This window comes from Dechloromonas hankyongensis (assembly GCF_022012295.1).
In the GTDB taxonomy this organism is placed as follows: Bacteria; Pseudomonadota; Gammaproteobacteria; order Burkholderiales; family Rhodocyclaceae; genus Azonexus; species Azonexus hankyongensis.
Genome location: NZ_JAKLTN010000001.1, coordinates 1708713 through 1725744, shown reverse-complemented (window position 1 = coordinate 1725744; position 17032 = coordinate 1708713). Strand labels below are relative to the sequence as shown.

Annotated in this window: 21 protein-coding genes; 20 read left to right on the top strand and 1 reads right to left on the bottom strand. The window is 64.6% G+C overall.

Going from position 1 to position 17032, the window contains the following annotated elements; genetic code table 11:
• The first annotated feature begins 8 nt into the window (after positions 1 to 8).
• The 19 genes from LZ012_RS08245 (at position 9) to LZ012_RS08155 (ending at position 15206) form a co-directional block, all read left to right on the top strand.
• Positions 9 to 773, top strand: a complete 765-nt coding sequence (locus LZ012_RS08245; protein WP_275709476.1) for a DUF1365 domain-containing protein — start codon at positions 9 to 11, stop codon at positions 771 to 773.
• Complete coding sequence (locus LZ012_RS08240; RefSeq protein ID WP_275709474.1) at positions 770 to 1966, top strand: SAM-dependent methyltransferase; 1197 nt, start codon at positions 770 to 772, stop codon at positions 1964 to 1966. Before LZ012_RS08245 ends, LZ012_RS08240 begins: the two co-directional genes overlap by 4 nt.
• Entirely contained in the window at positions 1935 to 2546 is a 612-nt protein-coding gene (locus LZ012_RS08235; RefSeq protein ID WP_275709472.1) for a chalcone isomerase family protein, read from the top strand. Before LZ012_RS08240 ends, LZ012_RS08235 begins: the two co-directional genes overlap by 32 nt.
• Before the next feature lie 60 nt (positions 2547 to 2606).
• Positions 2607 to 3830: an MFS transporter gene (locus LZ012_RS08230; protein WP_275709470.1), complete on the top strand. Its 1224-nt coding sequence runs from the start codon at positions 2607 to 2609 to the stop codon at positions 3828 to 3830.
• Positions 3827 to 4348 carry a DUF3833 domain-containing protein gene (locus tag LZ012_RS08225; RefSeq protein WP_275709468.1) on the top strand — a complete coding sequence of 174 codons (522 nt, stop codon included), beginning with the start codon at positions 3827 to 3829 and terminating at the stop codon, positions 4346 to 4348. The genes LZ012_RS08230 and LZ012_RS08225 overlap by 4 nt, the downstream gene beginning before the upstream one ends.
• A 22-nt stretch (positions 4349 to 4370) precedes the next feature.
• Positions 4371 to 5126 (top strand): SDR family NAD(P)-dependent oxidoreductase, encoded by a 756-nt coding sequence (locus LZ012_RS08220; protein WP_275709466.1) that lies wholly within the window; start codon positions 4371 to 4373, stop codon positions 5124 to 5126.
• Position 5127: 1 nt separating this feature from the next.
• Positions 5128 to 5550, top strand: a complete 423-nt coding sequence (locus tag LZ012_RS08215; protein ID WP_275709464.1) for a nuclear transport factor 2 family protein — start codon at positions 5128 to 5130, stop codon at positions 5548 to 5550.
• A gap of 143 nt (positions 5551 to 5693) precedes the next feature.
• Entirely contained in the window at positions 5694 to 7193 is a 1500-nt protein-coding gene (gene nifB / locus LZ012_RS08210) for a nitrogenase cofactor biosynthesis protein NifB (RefSeq protein WP_275709462.1), read from the top strand.
• Positions 7194 to 7472, top strand: a complete 279-nt coding sequence (locus tag LZ012_RS08205) for a 4Fe-4S binding protein (protein ID WP_275709460.1) — start codon at positions 7194 to 7196, stop codon at positions 7470 to 7472. It begins immediately after the preceding gene.
• Positions 7473 to 8137: 665 nt separating this feature from the next.
• On the top strand, positions 8138 to 8611 hold the full coding sequence (locus tag LZ012_RS08200; protein ID WP_275709458.1) for a thioredoxin domain-containing protein: 474 nt from the start codon (positions 8138 to 8140) through the stop codon (positions 8609 to 8611).
• Entirely contained in the window at positions 8589 to 9860 is a 1272-nt protein-coding gene (locus LZ012_RS08195; protein ID WP_275709456.1) for an FprA family A-type flavoprotein, read from the top strand. Before LZ012_RS08200 ends, LZ012_RS08195 begins: the two co-directional genes overlap by 23 nt.
• A gap of 18 nt (positions 9861 to 9878) precedes the next feature.
• Positions 9879 to 10166 (top strand): 2Fe-2S iron-sulfur cluster-binding protein, encoded by a 288-nt coding sequence (locus LZ012_RS08190; protein ID WP_275709454.1) that lies wholly within the window; start codon positions 9879 to 9881, stop codon positions 10164 to 10166.
• An 89-nt stretch (positions 10167 to 10255) separates the two neighbouring features.
• Positions 10256 to 10618, top strand: a complete 363-nt coding sequence (locus LZ012_RS08185; RefSeq protein WP_275709452.1) for a 2Fe-2S iron-sulfur cluster-binding protein — start codon at positions 10256 to 10258, stop codon at positions 10616 to 10618.
• Between the two features lie 24 nt (positions 10619 to 10642).
• Positions 10643 to 11215 carry a nitrogen fixation protein NifQ gene (locus tag LZ012_RS08180; protein ID WP_275709450.1) on the top strand — a complete coding sequence of 191 codons (573 nt, stop codon included), beginning with the start codon at positions 10643 to 10645 and terminating at the stop codon, positions 11213 to 11215.
• On the top strand, positions 11194 to 12153 hold the full coding sequence (gene draG / locus LZ012_RS08175; protein WP_275709448.1) for an ADP-ribosyl-[dinitrogen reductase] hydrolase: 960 nt from the start codon (positions 11194 to 11196) through the stop codon (positions 12151 to 12153). The genes LZ012_RS08180 and draG overlap by 22 nt, the downstream gene beginning before the upstream one ends.
• A 120-nt stretch (positions 12154 to 12273) precedes the next feature.
• The gene (locus tag LZ012_RS08170) at positions 12274 to 12963 is read left to right on the top strand and encodes a helix-turn-helix transcriptional regulator (protein WP_275709446.1); all 690 of its coding nucleotides are present in this window, start codon (positions 12274 to 12276) and stop codon (positions 12961 to 12963) included.
• A gap of 97 nt (positions 12964 to 13060) precedes the next feature.
• A complete protein-coding gene (locus tag LZ012_RS08165; RefSeq protein ID WP_275709444.1) occupies positions 13061 to 13432 on the top strand; it encodes a VOC family protein in 372 nt (123 codons plus the stop codon).
• Complete coding sequence (locus LZ012_RS08160) at positions 13429 to 13866, top strand: EVE domain-containing protein (RefSeq protein WP_275709442.1); 438 nt, start codon at positions 13429 to 13431, stop codon at positions 13864 to 13866. The genes LZ012_RS08165 and LZ012_RS08160 overlap by 4 nt, the downstream gene beginning before the upstream one ends.
• Before the next feature lie 287 nt (positions 13867 to 14153).
• Complete coding sequence (locus tag LZ012_RS08155) at positions 14154 to 15206, top strand: HD domain-containing phosphohydrolase (protein WP_275709440.1); 1053 nt, start codon at positions 14154 to 14156, stop codon at positions 15204 to 15206.
• 153 nt (positions 15207 to 15359) lie between these two features.
• Here the strand turns inward: LZ012_RS08155 and LZ012_RS08150 are convergent, their stop codons facing one another.
• Positions 15360 to 16262 carry a LysR family transcriptional regulator gene (locus LZ012_RS08150; RefSeq protein WP_275709437.1) on the bottom strand — a complete coding sequence of 301 codons (903 nt, stop codon included), beginning with the start codon at positions 16260 to 16262 and terminating at the stop codon, positions 15360 to 15362.
• 140 nt (positions 16263 to 16402) lie between these two features.
• On the opposite strand from LZ012_RS08150, the gene LZ012_RS08145 reads away from it, so the two are divergent.
• Entirely contained in the window at positions 16403 to 17002 is a 600-nt protein-coding gene (locus LZ012_RS08145; protein WP_275709435.1) for an FMN-dependent NADH-azoreductase, read from the top strand.
• The last annotated feature ends 30 nt before the right edge of the window (positions 17003 to 17032 follow it).

Genomic DNA, 17032 nt, shown 5'->3' with positions numbered 1-17032 from the left:
GCCGCATCATGTACGCCCAGCCCAGAATCTTCCTCGGCCACGTGATGCATCGGCGCTTGCGTCCGGTGGTCCATGCGTTCGTCTATCCGGTGTTTTATGTGCAGTTACCGCTGCGCAATCTCCGGGCGGCGGCGTGCGCCCTGTTCTCCATCGACCGCAGCAACGTGCTGAGCTTGCAGAGTCGGGATCATGGACCGCGGGATGGCAGTCCCTTGCTGCCGTGGATCGAGAAGCTGCTGGCCGACCATGACCTGCCCAATGACGGCGAGATCGTGCTGCAGACCTTCCCGCGCGTGCTCGGTTACCTCTTCAATCCGGTCAGCTTCTGGTACTGCCACGACCGCAACGGCAATCTCGTCGCCATCCTGGCCCAGGTTAACAACACCTTCGGCGGCACGCACAGCTACCTGTTGCACCGGCAGGGGAACCCGCTACCCGATGGGGTCGAGCTGTACGCCGACAAGCGGTTCCACGTCTCGCCATTCAACGACATCGAGGGTGGCTACCGCTTTCGCTTCCAACTAGCACGGGCGCAGCAGCTATGTCGGATCGATTACGACGATGCCGAAGGCGAACTGCTGCTCACTTCGATATCCGGCAAGCCGCAGGCGTGGTCGGCCGCGGCCTTGCTCAAGGCCTTTTTGCGCATGCCGTTCCTGACGCTGGGCGTCATCGCCCGCATCCACTGGCAGGCGCTCAAGCTCTGGATAAAGGGCGTGCCGTTCCGCGGCGCGCATCCCGCTCCCCGCCACCTACAGGAATCGACCAAATGAACCAGACCGTCAATCAGGCCCTGATCCTGCGCGGCCACGAAGTGCAGAACCGCGACACCAGTACCGTTTTCTCGCTCCTCGAAAAGCTGACCAGAGGGCTGCTCGAAGTCCGCCTGCCGAATGGAACCAGCGCGCTGTTCGGCAACGGCGAGCGCGGCATCACCTTGCAGGTCCATGACGAGGCGATGTTCGGCCGCGTACTGGCGCGCGGCGATATCGGGCTGGCCGAGGCCTATCTCGACGGTCAGTGGGATTCATCGGATATCACCGGGCTGCTCGCCTTGCTGGCCCGCAATCGCGACGTGCTGGCCAGAGCCGTCTATGGTTCCTGGCGGCAACTGCTGGCGGCGCGCCTGCGCCACTGGTTCAACCGCAACAGCCGGACCGGCAGCAAGCGCAACATCATGGCCCACTACGACCTGGGCAACGATTTTTACCGCCTGTGGCTGGACCCCAGCATGAGCTATTCGGCCGCGCTGTACCGCCCGCAGGACGACGGCTCACTGCTCGCGGCCCAGCATGCAAAATACCGGCGCATCGTCGACCGCCTGCAGGCGCAGGCCGGCGAAACGGTACTCGAAATCGGCTGCGGCTGGGGCGGCTTCGCCGAAATGGCGGTGCAGGAGGGCCTGAAGGTGACGGGCCTGACGCTGTCGCCCGCACAGTTGGAGTGGGCGCAGCGTCGCGTGCCGCAGGCCGATCTGCGCCTGCAGGACTATCGCGATACGACGGAGCAGTTCGACCACCTCGTCTCCATTGAAATGTTCGAGGCCGTGGGCGAGCAGTGGTGGCCGACCTATTTCGCCACCGTCGCCCGCGCGCTGAAGCGCGGCGGCAAGGCGGTGATCCAGAGCATCACCATCCGCGACGACCTGTTCGCCAGCTATCGGCATGGTACCGATTTCATCCAGCAATACATTTTTCCCGGCGGCATGCTGCCGTCGCGCAGCGCCTTCCGCCGGGCCGCCGAACGGCAAGGCCTGCAGGTGACCGACGAATTTGCCTTCGGCACCGACTATGCGGACACGCTCGCCGAATGGCGTGCCGCCTTCGAAAGCAACTGGCCGCAGATTGCCGAACTGGGCTTCGATGAAACCTTCCGTCGCCTGTGGCGCCTTTATCTCTGCTATTGCGAGGCCGGCTTCCTGGCCGGGAATATTGATGTCGTCCAGTTCGAACTCACTCATCGTTAATGCCGGGGCGCTGCAAGATGCCAGCAAAACGAAGTACTGCAGCAGGCAGTCAGGAAACAGCCACCCGGCGTCGGATACACGCCGCAGTTTGCTGCTGGCGCTGCTCTCGGCGCCCGCGCTCGTTCTTCCGGAGAGCGCCCACGCCAACAGCGAACTCCTCGCCGGGCTCAAGCGCTGGGGCAGCGGGGAATTCCGCCGTTTCGGATTCCTCGTCTATGAGGCCACCCTATGGGCCGGCGATGACCCGCAACGTCCGCCGCTGGCCCTGCGTCTCGACTACAAACGCAACATCGAAGGCAAGGCCATTGCCGAGGCCAGCGTCAAGGAAATGCGTCCTTTCGTGGCGGACGAGGTGATGCTCAACCAATGGGGCGAGCAATTGCAGCGGATTTTCCCGGACGTGAAGCCGGGTGATCATATCCTCGGCGTCTACCGCTCGAGCGGAGCGCGGTTTTATCAGGGAGACCGGCTGATCGGCGCCATCGGGGCGCCCGGTTTTGCCGAGGCCTTCTTCGCCATCTGGCTGGATGCGCGAACGAGTGCGCCGGATTTGAGAGCGGCGCTGTTGCGTCGCGGGTGAGGCGATGGTCACGGCGTGTTCGCTGACTTGCGTGGCGCACCCCATCCTGGTGTTCGCGCCATGACCGCGAGCCGGATTTTCGCCTACGGAGCTCTCGGCCTGCCGCTGGCCTTCGCCGCGCTCCCCATCTATGTCCACATCCCCCGCTACTACGCTGACACAACCGGCCTCGACCTTGCCATCCTCGGCGCCATCCTGCTCGGCGCTCGCCTGACCGACGCCTTCGTCGACCCATGGCTGGGCTGGCTGGCCGACCGCCTGCCGCGCCGGCGCATGTTGGCGGTGGCGCTATTGCCCTTTGCCCTCGGGTTCACCGCTTTGCTCAACCCGCCGCAGAATCTCGTAACGCCCTGGCTGATCGCCTCCCTGGTGCTGACCTATCTCGGCTTTTCGGCTGCCTCGGTGGCCTATCAGGCCTGGGGCGCGGCCATGGGCGGCGATTCGGTAATACGGACCCGGCTGACCGCGGCACGCGAAGGATTCGGGCTGCTCGGCGTAGTCCTCGCCGCAGCCCTGCCGGGTATCTTGGCCAATGACCTGAGTGTCGGCACCGCCCGTCTGTCATGGGTTCTGCCCCCCTTGTTGCTGCTGGCAGCCGCCATCACGCTGTCCTCGGTGGATGGCGCCACCACGCCGCGCCATCCATCCACGCGGATGCTGGGCAGCCTCACCCGAGCGCTGGCTGACCAGGCGTTTGTGCGCCTGCTGGTGGTGTTCGTGGCGAATGGCATTGCCGCCGCGCTACCCGCCACGCTGTTCCTGTTCTTCGTAGCCGATGTGCTGGGTGCCGTAGCCGAGAGCGGCGCCTTGCTCGCCCTGTATTTCGTGGCCGGTGCCGTTTCGCTGCCGCTGTGGGTCAGGCTGTCCGTGCGCCTTGGCAGGGTGCGCGTCTGGGCGCTGTCCATGCTCGTGGCGATGCTGGCCTTCGGCTGGGCCGCCCTGCTCGGCCCGGGCGACCTGCTTCCGTTTGCGGCCATCTGTCTCGCCTCCGGGCTGGCTCTGGGCGCCGACCTGGCCCTGCCGGCGGCCATTGCGGCCGATCTCGGCGAGCGGCAGGAGCAGGCCGGGGTGTGCTTCGGTATCTGGAATTTCGTCACCAAGCTCAACCTGGCGCTGGCCGCCGGGCTGGCCCTGCCGCTGCTCGATGTGCTCGGCTACCGGCCGGGCAGCGACCATGGGCAGACGGCCCTGATCGGCGTCTATGCCCTGCTGCCGCTCACTTTCAAGCTGCTGGCCGCCAGCCTGCTCTGGCGCTGGCGCAACTCCCTGGAGATACGCTCATGAAACTGCTGACCGCTGCCCTTTTTTCCCTCGGCCTCACCGCCTGCGCTTCGACCGGCGTCGAGCAGTACAAGGCCGAACAGCCCGCCCTCGACCTGAAGACCTACCTGAACGGCACGCTGGACGCCTGGGGCATGTTCCAGGGACGCTCCGGCGAAGTGAAGAAGCGTTTCCACGTCGTCATCGACGCCAAATGGGAGGGCGACACCGGGGTGCTCGACGAGAATTTCAAGTGGTCGGACGGCACGACTTCGCGCCGGGTATGGACCCTGAAGCGCCAGGCTGACGGCAGCTATCGCGGCACCGCCGACGACGTCGTCGGCGAGGCGGTGGGCGAACTGGCCGGCAATGCGCTGCGCTGGCGCTACGTGCTGGCGCTGCCGGTAGATGGCAAGACCTACCACGTCGATTTCGATGACTGGATGTTCCTGATGGACGACAAGGTGATGCTGAATCGCTCGTACATGTCGAAATGGGGCTTCAACCTGGGCGAAGTGACGCTGACCTTCGTCAAGCGTTGAGAGCGCAGGCAAGGAGGCAGCGATGAACCCGAAAATCTCCGGCTGGACCGGCCGTCGGGTGTGGCTGGTGGGCGCCTCGAGTGGGATCGGTGCGGCGCTGGCCACGGAACTGGCCCGGCGCGGCGCCCGGCTGGCGCTGTCGGCGCGTTCTGCCGACAAGTTGCAGGCGCTGGGCATCGAGGAAGCCTTGCTGCTGCCCTGCGACGCCACCAATGCGGCCGCACTGGCCGATGCCCGCCAGAGTTTGCTGGCGGCCTGGGGCGGCGTCGATCTGGTGATTTATCTGGCCGGCGACTACGTCCCGATGCGCGCCGATGCGTTCGATCTGGCCCGTGCCGAGCAGGTCATCGCGGTCAATTTCAACGGCGCGCTGCGCCTGGCCGCCACCGTGCTGCCCGACCTCAAGCCGGGCGGCGGCATTGCCTTCGTGGCCAGCGTCGCCGGCTACCGCGGGCTGCCCAAGGCGTTGTGCTACGGGCCGGGCAAGGCGGCGCTGATCCACTTTGCCGAATGCCTGCATCTTGATCTGGAAGCGCGCGGCATCGGCGTCTGGGTCATCAACCCCGGTTTCGTGCAGACCCGGCTGACCGCCCAAAACGATTTCGCCATGCCGGCGCTATTGACGCCCGAACAGGCAGCTAGCGCCACCCTGGACGGCTTCGCCACGGGCCATTTCGAAATTCATTTTCCGAAGCGCTTCACCCGCGTGCTGAAACTGCTGTCGCTGCTGCCCTACCGCTGGTACTTCCCGCTCATCCGCCGCTTCACCGGAGCCTGACATGGATCTCGAGCGCCTGATCACCTTCTTCCAGGAGCTGACGCCGGAAGCGGTGGAACGCTTTCCGGAGTTCTACGGCGCCGACGCCTATTTCAAGGACCCGTTCAACGAGGTACGTGGTGTCCAGGCCATCGCGGGCATCTTCGCGCACATGTACCGCCAGGTCGAAGCACCGCGCTTCGAGGTCACTGAGCGCATCGCCGATGCCAGCGGCGCCATGCTGGTCTGGGATTTCCACTATCGCGTCCGCCGGTGGGGCCGGAGCGAAATGCAGCGGATCCGCGGCGTATCGCATCTGAAATTCGCTGCCGACGGCAAGGTCATTTATCACCGCGACTACTGGGATGCGGCCGAGGAGCTGTACATGAAGCTCCCCATTCTCGGCGGACTGATGAAGTACCTGAGAACGCTGTTTGCCACATAGCACATGCGCCCCTGTAGGCTTTCCGACAAGCCGCCCGACAAGTCCGCTCACGAAACGCGCCATACCGTTGTTTTAATTAATAAATACTGACTGGCACAGCGATTGCTGAATAGGCTCCGAACAGTTTTCGAGGAGCCTACATCGTGGAACTTCCCGTCATCAGCAACAGCGCCCCGGCCGAGGGCGGCGGTTGTTCTTCCAGCGGCTGCGGCACCGCGCCGGATGCCCTCTCGCACCTGCCGGACCACATCCGAGCCAAGGTGCAGGACCACCCCTGCTATTCGGAAGAGGCGCACCACTACTTCGCCCGCATGCACGTGGCCGTGGCGCCGGCCTGCAACATCCAGTGCAACTACTGCAACCGCAAGTACGACTGCTCCAACGAATCGCGTCCGGGCGTCGTCTCCGAGCTGCTGACGCCGGACCAGGCGATCAAGAAGGTCCTCGCCGTTGCCGCCGAAATCCCGCAGATGACGGTGCTCGGCATTGCCGGCCCCGGCGACCCCTTGGCCAACCCGGGCCGCACCTTCGAAACCTTCGAACAGCTCTCCGCGCGCGCCCCGGACATCAAGCTCTGCGTGTCGACCAACGGCCTGAACCTGCCGCAGTACGTCGACCGCATCGCCCAGCACAACATCGACCACGTGACGATCACCATCAACTGTGTCGATCCGGAAGTCGGCGCCAAGATCTATCCGTGGATCTACTGGGAGAACAAGCGGATCACCGGCGTCGAGGGCGCACGCATCCTGATCGAGCAACAGCAGAAGGGCTTGCAGATGCTGACCGACCGCGGCATCCTGGTCAAAGTGAATTCAGTGCTGATTCCCGGCGTCAATGACGAGCATCTCAAGGAAGTCTCGAAGATCGTCAAGGCCAAGGGCGCCTTCCTGCACAACGTGATGCCGCTGATCGCCGAGCCCGAGCACGGCACCTACTACGGCATCATGGAGCAGCCGGAACCGACCCCGGAACAGTTGCAGGAGCTGCAGGATGCCTGCGCTGGCGACATGGCGATGATGCGCCACTGCCGCCAGTGCCGCGCCGACGCGGTCGGCCTGTTGGGCGAGGATCGCGGCGACGAGTTCACGCTCGACAAGATCGACGTCATGGACGTCGATTACGAAGCCGCCATGGTCCGCCGTAAGGTGGTGCACGACGAGATCATCGAGAAGCTGGAAGCCAAGCGCGGAGTCGCCAAGCCCAAGGCCGAAGGCATTCCCGAAGGTTCGCGGCCGGTGCTGATGGCGGTCGCCGGCAAGAACGGTGTCGTCGCCGAGCACTTCGGCCATGCCAAGGAATTCCTGATCTACGAGGCCTCCCCCGAAGGCGTGCGCTTCCTCAGCCACCGCAAGACCGAGTTGTACTGCGGCGGCATGGATTCCTGCGGCGACGGCGACGTGGTCGACGAAGGCGCCACCGAATCCCTGCTCGACCGCAACATCCGCGTGCTCGAAGGCTGCGAGGTGGTGCTCTGTTCCAAAATCGGCTACGAGCCGTGGGGCAAGCTGGAAGCCGCCGGCATCGCGCCGAACGGCGAACATGCGATGGAGCCGATCGAGGATGCCGTGATGGCTGTTTATAAGGAAATCGCGGCGACCGGGAAACTGCTTCCCGCCGCAGAAAGCCTGAAGGTGGCGTAAATGGCCCTGCAAATTACCCAATCCTGCGTCAATTGCTGGGCTTGCGTCGATGTCTGCCCGAACGACGCGATCTACCAGGACACGCCGGATTTCCTGATCGACGACGGCAAGTGCACCGAATGCCTGGGCGATCACGGGGTGCCGCAGTGCGCGGCGATCTGTCCGATCGAGATGGCGATCGTCGATGAGCTGGGCGAGTTTTTGAACCCGCCGGGGTCGCTGACCGGGATTCCGATTGAGAAGTTGAAGGAGTTTGGGTTGTGGCGGGAGGCGGCGTAATGCCGGTTTCTTTGCCTTCGCTGCTAAGGGGGGAACCGTTGGGTTCTGTCCCTTCTTATGCGTTGGCGTTTGCGCGACCGCTGCTTTCCGCCTTGAGGGCGGGCGTACTTTTTCTTGCTTCGCCAAGAAAAAGTAGCCAAAAAGAAGGCGACCCCTGGGTTGGCGCCCCTTCGGGGTTCCTTGCGCTACTCGGCAGGCCGGGCGGCTTGCCTGAACTCGCCTGCGGCTCAGACAAGGCAAGCCGACTGCCCCCGACCCACCTGCGTTGCTCAGCGCCTCTCAAGGGGATTCGAAAGGCGTCTCGGCTTCAGACGCCGTCCGAAAAGCTGAGTGCAATAGTCGCCCAACGTTGCCAGAAACCAAGGCCGCCGGCCGAACCCGGATGGTTCACCGGGCCCCTTGAGAGGTGCCGAGCAACGCAGGGTCTGGCGGAAAAAGGGCGAGGACTGTCTGAGGCCCATCGGGCCGAGTTCCGCAGCCCCCGCCAGTCCCGAGTAGCGCAGGGGACCGGCGCAGCCGGCACCGACCCAGGGTCGCCTTCTTCTTTGGCTACTTTCTTCTTGGCGACGCAAGAAGAAAGTATGCCCGCGCCTCAAGCGCGGAAACCAACGCTTGAGGTACGAAGAAAACAAACCCCACAGCAATCAACCGAAACCTAACTCCCTATGGCCACCATCACCTTCTACGAAAAACCCGGCTGCAAAGGCAATCTCCGCCAGAAAACCCTGCTCGCCGCCGCCGGCCATACCGTCCAGGCCAAGAGCCTGAAGGCTGAATCCTGGACAGCCGACCGCCTGCTCCAGTTTCTCGGCCAGCTCCCCGTCGCCGACTGGTTCAACCGCGCCGCGCCAGCCATCAAGAGCGGCGAGATCGTCCCGGAAACCCTCGGTTTCGAGGACGCCCTGCACCTGCTGCTCGGCAACCCGCTGCTCATCCGCCGGCCGCTGATGGAAGTCGGCGAGGAACGCTTGGTCGGCTTCGACGTCGCCCTGGTCGATGCCTGGCTGGGGCTGAACAACGTCGAGTTGCCGGAGGGCAACATCGAGGCTTGCGTGCATGGTCCGGAAGGCCACGGCAGTTGCGGCAGCCACGCCCATGAACACGAGGAAGCCGAGCATGCCTGCGGCGGGTCTCACTAAGACAGCCGTCGAACTGGCGCCGGGCGTCCACTGGGTGGGGGCGCTGGACCCGCATCTGCGCAATTTCGACATCATCCTGAAGACCGCCAACGGCACCAGCTACAACGCCTACGTAGTGCGCGGCGAGCAGGGCGTGGCGGTGATCGACACGGTCAAGGAGGAGTTCGCCGACACCTTCTTCGCCCGCCTCGAATCGGTGGCCCGCTACGACGAGATCACCGTCATCGTCCTCAACCACCTGGAGCCGGACCACAGCGGCGCCCTGCCCGAACTGCTGCGGCGTGCCCCGCAGGCCCGGGTCTATCTGTCGAGCCGGGCGCAGATGATGCTGAAGGCCCTGCTCAAGCCGACCGGCGAGAAGGCGCCGGAGTACATCCCGGTGACCACTGACGACGAGGTCGATCTCGGCGGCCGCACCCTGCGCTTCCTGCACACGCCCTACCTGCACTGGCCGGATACACAATGCACCTATCTGGTCGAGGACGGCCTGCTGTTCACCGGCGACATCTTCGGCTGCCATTTCTGCGATGCCCGGCTGTTCAACGACACGGTGGGCGATTTCCGCTTCTCGTTCGAGTACTACTACGCCCACATCATGCGGCCTTTCCGCGAGTACGTGCTCGACGCCATCGCGCTGATCGAGCCGCTCGCCATCAACCTGATCGCCCCGGCGCACGGCCCCATCCTGCGCCATGCGCCGCGCGACTACGTGCATCGCTATCGCGAACTGGCCACGCCGCGCCTGTTCAACGAAGCGCGCAGCGAAAAGACACTGGTCATCTTCTACATCTCGGCCTACGGCAACACCCGGCGCATGGCCGAAGCGCTGGCCGCCGGCGCCGAGGCCATCGGCGGCGTGCGCGTTTCGCTGTACGACCTGGAAGGCGGCGAATCCGGCATCTTCACCGACCTGATCGAGGAAGCCGACGGCCTCGCCTTCGGCAGCCCGACCATCAACGCCGACGCGGTCAAGCCGATCTGGGACGTGCTGTCCTCGCTGACCACGGTCAACGTCAAGGGCAAGCTGGGTGCTGCCTTCGGCTCCTACGGCTGGAGCGGCGAGGCGGTGCGCCTGATCGAGGACCGCCTGCGCGGCCTGAAGATGCGCGTCCCGCTCGAAGGGCTGCGCATCAAGCTGGTGCCGGATGCCGGCGAACTCGAGGAATGCCGCAGCCTCGGCGAACAACTGGCCCGGCACCTGACCGGCCAAATGAAAAACCGCGAGATCGACCTGGCAGCGCTCGCCTAAACGACAAGGGGAAAAACCATGCCTAAAGCCAAAGTCACCTTCGAAGATATCGGCGTCTCGGTCACCGTACCGGCCGGCACCCGGCTCATCGAAGTCTCGGAAAAAGTCGGCGCCGGCATCACCTACGGCTGCCGCGAGGGGGAATGCTGCACCTGCCTGACCAAGGTGGTGTCCGGCAACGAAAACCTCGCCCCGCCGAGCATCCTGGAAGACCAGGTGCTCAAGGACAACCTCGCCCCGCGCGGCCATCGCCTGGCCTGCCAGGCGCAGATCATCGGCGGCGAAATCGTCGTCAAGCCGGCCTGACGCCCCCGCCTACCGAACAAGATTAAAAGCAAACGCCCGACCGCATCAGAGAACACCCAGATCAACCCGCCATTCCGGAGAAACACAACATGGCCCTCATCACCTTCAGCAGCCCGCTGCATAAAGACAAGACCGTCTATGCCGTCGCCGGCAGCCACACCCAGACCATCCTGGCCCTGGCCAAGGAACACCACATCCCCATCGACTTCGGTTGCCAGGAAGGCAATTGCGGCACCTGCCTGGTCAAGGTGTCGTCCATGGACGGCAAGCGCGCCCCGATGGGTGGCCCGCTCAACGTCCGCGAAGTCGCCGCGCTGACCGAACTCGGCCACATCACCAAGGCCGAGATCGACCAGATGTACGTCGACGACATCCCGCCGACCCAATGGCGCCTAGCCTGCCAGATGATCGTCCGCGACGAGGACATCCTGGTCGAATATCCCAGCAAGTGAGTTCGAGCAAATAAGGCCCATGCCATGAACGGTCCGGATCGCCTGCCTTACCGGGCAACGCTGCTCGCCGAACTGCTGTCCTCACCGGCAGGGAAGCACGCAGCGGGCGATCCGAACCGCGTGCTGCTGGCCAGCATCGTCGCCGGTCAGGCCAGCGGCGAAGGCTGCCTGCCGGCGCATCTCGGCCTCGGCCCGGCGGCCTGCCACACCCTGCTCCTCGCCTACTTCCCCGGCTGCGCCGTGCGCCTGACCGAACGCGCGGTCGAATCCATCCCGGAATGGAGCGACCTGCAAAAGCTCCTCCTCGAAAACCGCGCCTGCCAGTCGCCGACCGAACTGCTGGTCGCCAATATCCTGGCCACCGCCTGCGCCGGCCGCGACCACCTGTGGCAAGACCTGGGACTGGCCAGCCGCGACGAACTGAGCCGGCTGATGTGGGTGAATTTCCCGGCCCTCGCCCGTGCCAACAGCGGCGACATGAAGTGGAAGAAATTCCTCTACCGCCAGTTCTGCGCGCAGGAAGGCATCTACGTCTGCCCCGCCCCGTCGTGCGGCGTTTGCGCCGATTACGCCAAATGTTTTGGACCGGAGAACTGATCGCCCGTACTGCGCCGGTCCGCCGGCGCCCGGCCGGCGACCCGCCGCTCTCGCCGCTGCTTGAGCACGCCACCGCCGCCTATCTCGGGCTGGCCATCGGCGACGCGCTGGGCGCCACCGTCGAATTCATGACCCCGAGCGAAATCCGCCAGCAGTCCGGCGCACATCGCGACATCGTCGGCGGCGGCTGGCTGCGCCTGAAGGCCGGCCAGGTCACCGACGACACCACCATGTCGCTGGCCCTTGGCGACGCCATCCTGGCCCACGGCCGCGTCGACGCCAAGGCCACCGCCGATGCCTTCGACGCCTGGATGCGCGCCAAGCCGGTCGATATCGGCAACACCATCCGCCGCAATCTGATCACCTACCGCAAGACCGGCAACCCCGAGGCGCCGCCCTCCGAACACGACGCCGGCAACGGCGCCGCCATGCGTGTCCTGCCCGTCGCCCTCGCCACCTACGGCCAGGCGGAGGATGCAGTCCGAGCCGCCAACGCCGCGCAGGCCCACACCACGCACCACAACGCGCTGTCCGACGCGGCCTGCGAAGTCCTCATCCTGATGGTGCAGGATTTCCTGGCCGGCAGGGATGCCATTGCCGTCGAGCGCCAGCGCATCGCTCCCTTCATCGAACGCTTCCCGGTCTTCGCCTACGACCGCAAGCGCCGCGACAACCCGAGCGGCTTCGTGGCCGAAACCCTGCAAGCCGTCTTCCAGGCCTTCTTCGCCACCGACAATTTCGAAAATTGCCTGATCGACGTAGTCAACCGCGGCGGCGACGCCGACACCACCGGCGCCATCGCCGGCATGCTCGCCGGCGCCCGCTACGGCCTGGCCGCCATCCCCCGCCGCTGGCGCAACGACCTCGACGGACGTATCCACCAGCGCTGCCGGGATCAGGCGCAGGCGCTGATCGGAATGTGCAAGGCTGGGGCCTGACGGCCGGGCAAGGAAGCCCGAAAATGTCCGGCGCCTGAGCCGGTTGTAGCCGGGTCGGATACGGCGCGAAGAAATCCCATTAGAATGCCCGGCGTTCAGTTTCCCGCCAGAATCAGCCCCTTGTCCCGCGCCGAACGTCTCCTGCAATTGATGCAGACCCTCCGCCGCCATCGCCAGCCGGTTCCCGGCCAGGCCTTGGCATCGGAACTCGGCGTCAGCCTGCGCACCCTGTACCGGGATATCGCCTCGCTGCAGGCCCAAGGCGCCGATATCGAGGGCGAGGCCGGCCTTGGCTATGTCCTGCGGCCGGGCTTTATGCTGCCGCCCCTGATGTTTTCCGAGGACGAGATCGAGGCTTTGGTCCTCGGCTCGCGCTGGGTGGCCGAGCGGGGCGATCCCCGGCTGGGGGATGCCGCCAGGAATGCCCTGGCCAAGATTACCGCCGTGCTGCCACCGGAACTGCGCCACGAAGCGGACAGTTCGGCCCTGCTGGTGGGGCCGGAAAACCAGACCGCCCCTGCCGACCAGCTCCTTTTCCAGATCCGCACCGCCATCCGCGCCGAACGCAAGCTGCAGGTCGGCTACCGGGATGTGCAGGGAGAAGAAACCAGCCGCATCCTCTGGCCCTGTGCCGTGGGTTTCTTCGACCGCTGTCTGGTGATGGTGGCCTGGTGCGAATTGCGCCGGGCCTTCCGGCATTTCCGCATCGACCGCATCGGCAGCCTTGCCATCCTGGAAGAACGCTACCCTGAGCGCCGCCAGGCGCTGCTGCAGAAATGGCGGCAACAGGAAGGCATCCCCGCCCGGTAATTCGACTGCTGACAGAAACTGTCACTGGCTGCTTCTACGATTAGCCCATGGATCGGCCAACCCCGGCCGGTTTCACCAACCTGATCGGAGAATCGCCATGAACCATCCCAATTTCCTGCTTCTTTACGTCGCCCAACCCGCGGCCAGTGCGGCTTTCTATGCCGATCTGCTGGGCTGCCAGCCGGTCGAGGCATCGCCCACCTTCGCCATGTTTGCCCTGGACAACGGCACGATGCTGGGCCTTTGGGCCCGCGAGACGGTGGCGCCCAAGGCAGTTGCCGGAGCAGGCGGCGGCGAACTGGCTTTCGCCGTAGGCGACGATGCCGAGGTGGAACCCCGCCACGCCCAATGGAAGGCCAAAGGCATCGCCATCGCGCAGGCACCAACCAGAATGGATTTCGGCTACACCTTTGTCGGCCTTGATCCGGATGGTCATCGCCTGCGGGTCTTTGCCCCGAGCCAGCCATGAGCCGCAACTGGATCGCCGTCGCGTCGGCGGAACACGTCCGCATCGGTCGGGCCGGCGGCTTCATGCAGGTGTGCCATGGCAAGGCGGCGCCCCTTCGGCGGATACGGCCAGGGGATGGTGTCGTCTATTACTCGCCGACCGATAAATTCGGCGAGCCGACTCCCCTCCGCTGCTTCACGGCCCTCGGCCGGGTAGTGACCGGCGAGCCCTACCAGGCGGACATGGGGAACGGCTTTCACCCTTTTCGCCGGGATGTGCGCTGGGCCGAGGCCAAGGCGGCCCCCATCGCCCCGCTGCTGGACCGGCTGGAATTTTCGGCAGGTAAGAAGAACTGGGGATACCAGCTCCGTTTCGGTCTGTTCGAAGTGTCCGACCATGATTTCGAACTCATTGCCCGGGCTATGGAGGCAGAGGCGATGGCGTCCGCTGACTAGAGGCAGAACGCGAGACCGAGCACGGTTTTGTGTTGCCGCTTGTCGCCAGGAAACCGTGGGCTGCACTTCGTTTCCTTGCTGGTACAGGCGTGGCCGGCAAGCACGTGCCGCCGTCGAGCACGAACACCTCCCCTTCTTCGGCAGGGGCAGCGACCAGCCCCTCGGAAAACCACCATTGACAACGAATTGCAGGTACGCCGACACTTCTGACATTGCTGGCGAATGTCTATGTCGTTCTATGAAATTCAACTTCCCCAGCGACTATTAATCAGAAAAAAAAGAATGCCATGAACACAGTACCGGCCAGTGCGATTTCAGTCATCGACGCCCTGACTGCTCACGTCGCGCTTCTGGACGGCGATGGCCTGATTGTCGCGGTCAACGAAGCATGGAGGCGCTTTTCCGATGACAACGGCAGCCGCCTTCCCTGCTACGGCATTGGTAGCAACTACGTGGAAATGCTCGAACGACTTGCCACCGCCTCCATTGACGACAGTTCCGGCAGTAGTGACGACCAACGCATCGCCGGCGCCGTCGCGGCAGGCATCCGCAGCGTACTCGCCGGGCATTCACCCAAATTTCAGATGGAGTACCCTTGCCACGCGCCTTGGGAGCAACGCTGGTTCCTGCTCACGGTTACGCCTTTTCCGTCCGGCAGCAATATCCGGATCGTCGTCTCCCACGAGAACATCACGCAGCTTAAGGCCGCAGAGGAACAAGCCCGCGAGCAAGGTATCCGCCTGGCCAAGTCCTTCAGCAGCATGATCGAAGCCATCGCGCTCGCCATCGAGAAGCGAGATCCGTACACCGCGGGCCACCAGCGGCAGGTGGCCGCCCTGGCGACAGAAATCGGGCGCATCATGCAGCTCGGCGAAGAGCAGTTGTTCGGCCTGCACCTCGGCGCAACGATCCACGATATTGGCAAGATTTCGATCCCCGCGGAGATTCTCAATCGCCCGGGAACGCTATCCCAGCCGGAGTACGCGATCATTCGCTGCCACTGCGAGATCGGCCACGAAATCCTGCGCGGCATCGAATTTCCCTGGCCGATTGCCGACATGGTCCTCCAGCACCATGAGAGGCTGGATGGGAGCGGTTATCCGAATGGCCTGAAAGGCGACGCGATATGCCTGGAGGCACGAATCATCGCAGTGGCTGACGTGTTCGACGCCATCATTTCGCACCGCCCTTATCGACCGGGCCGCCATTTGAACGAGGCGCTGCGCGAACTGCGCGAGGGTCGGGGCAAAATCTACGATGCCGACGTTATCGATGCCGGACTCTCCTTCTTTGCCGACGTGGACAGCGAATGGCATCGGCGGCATCGCATTTTTCAATAAGAGCAGCTGCCGTATAACGGATGGACATACGATGCAGCCAGCTGCAGCTGGAACAGGGAAACATCGACAGGATCGCCTGGGTGGCGAGTACCCCTGCACATTGATGGCGCTGACGCGCCAAAAACCAGCCGACAGGAGCCCCCCCCCAGGCTCCTAACGCCCTCTCGTCAGCGCATTCCGCAACAACTCAATAAACGCCGTAGTCCGTGTCGGTATCAGGCGTCTGCCCGGGGTAACACACCACAGGGTGACGGTGGGCAGGGACCAATCGGGGAGCACGCGCTGGAGCAGGCCTTGCTCCATCATTTTTTCGGCGAAGCGCTCGTCAAGGGCGACGATGCCCATGCCGTGGGCGGCGAGGTCGCGCTGCAGGCTGGGTGAATTGGCGGCCAGCGGGCCGTTGGGCAGGCCTTCCCAGGTTTCGGTGCCGCGCGACAGGCGCCATGGCAGCGCTTCTCCATTGCCGCCGATCAGGCGCAGGCCGACGTGGTCGAGCAGTTCGGGCGGGCTGGCCGGGATGCCGTAGCGTTTCAGGTAGGCCGTGCTGGCGTAGAGGCCGTTCAGCATGTCGCACAGCTTGCGGGCAACCAGCGTGCCGTCGTCGGGCAAGCGGCTGGCGGCGCGCACGGCGAGGTCGAAGCGTTCGGCCAGCAGATCGACGCGGCGCGGTGACAGGTCGAGTTCAAGGCGCACTTCCGGATAACTCGCAGCGAATTGCAGAAGCAAGGGGGTCAGATCCAGTTCACGGAAATCGGGCGGCATCGAAACCCGCAGCACGCCGCGCGGCGTGCCCTGCCGATGCAGCGCCATGGCCGAGGCGGCTTCGGTTTCTTCGAGCAGGCGCTTGGCGTGGTCGAGGATGCGCTCGCCGAACTCGGTGATCGCCAGGCGGCGCGTGCTGCGCGTCAGCAGGCGCTCGCCGAGCTTGGTTTCGAGCGCCGTGATGCGCCGCGATAGCGTCGATTTCGGCAAGCCGGTACGCTCCGCTGCCTTGGAAAAGCTGCCCGCCTCCATGATGTGGGCGAAGAGGATCAGGTCGTTGGCATCGAGGCTCATCGGTGTCTCTACTGTTTCATTAGTGGAACAATAATACCCATTTCAACGGCTTCCGACCCACATATTCGATCAATAGAATGAGCTCCATGGTTACGGCAGATGCCGGCCTCGTACCCCACCCCACCTTGGAGAAAACGATCATGAAAATCCTGCAAATCAACGCCAGTGCCCGTTCCGCCGGTGCCAACTCGACCCGCCTTGCCGACAGCATCACGGCCCGCCTGACGGCGCAAAACCCCGCTGCCGTGGTCGACCTGCGCGACCTGGCCAGCGACCCGCACCCGGTGCTCGACGAACCGGCGCTCGGCGCCTTGTTCACCCCGGCCGAACAGCGCACGCCGGAACAGGCGGCCCGTGTCGCCCTCGACGACGCGCTGATCGCCCAGGTTCAGGCGGCCGACGCCATCGTGCTTGGCGTGCCGATGTACAACTTCGGCGTGCCGGTGCAACTGAAGACCTGGATCGACGCCATCGCCCGCGCCGGCGTCACCTTCCGCTACACCGCCAACGGCCCGGAAGGCCTGCTCAAGGGCAAGAAGGTCTATGTCGCGCTGGCCCGCGGCGGCCTCTACCGCGACACCCCGGCCGATTCGCAGACGCCGTACCTGAAGAACGTGCTGGCCTTCCTCGGTATGACCGACGTCGAGTTCATCTTCGCCGAAGGTCTGGCCATGGGCGCCGAGTCGGCGGACAAGGCCTTCGCCGAAGCCGAGGCACGTATCGACGAAATCTTTGCCTAAACAGATGGGGCGAGGCGGCGGCTTGTGCGG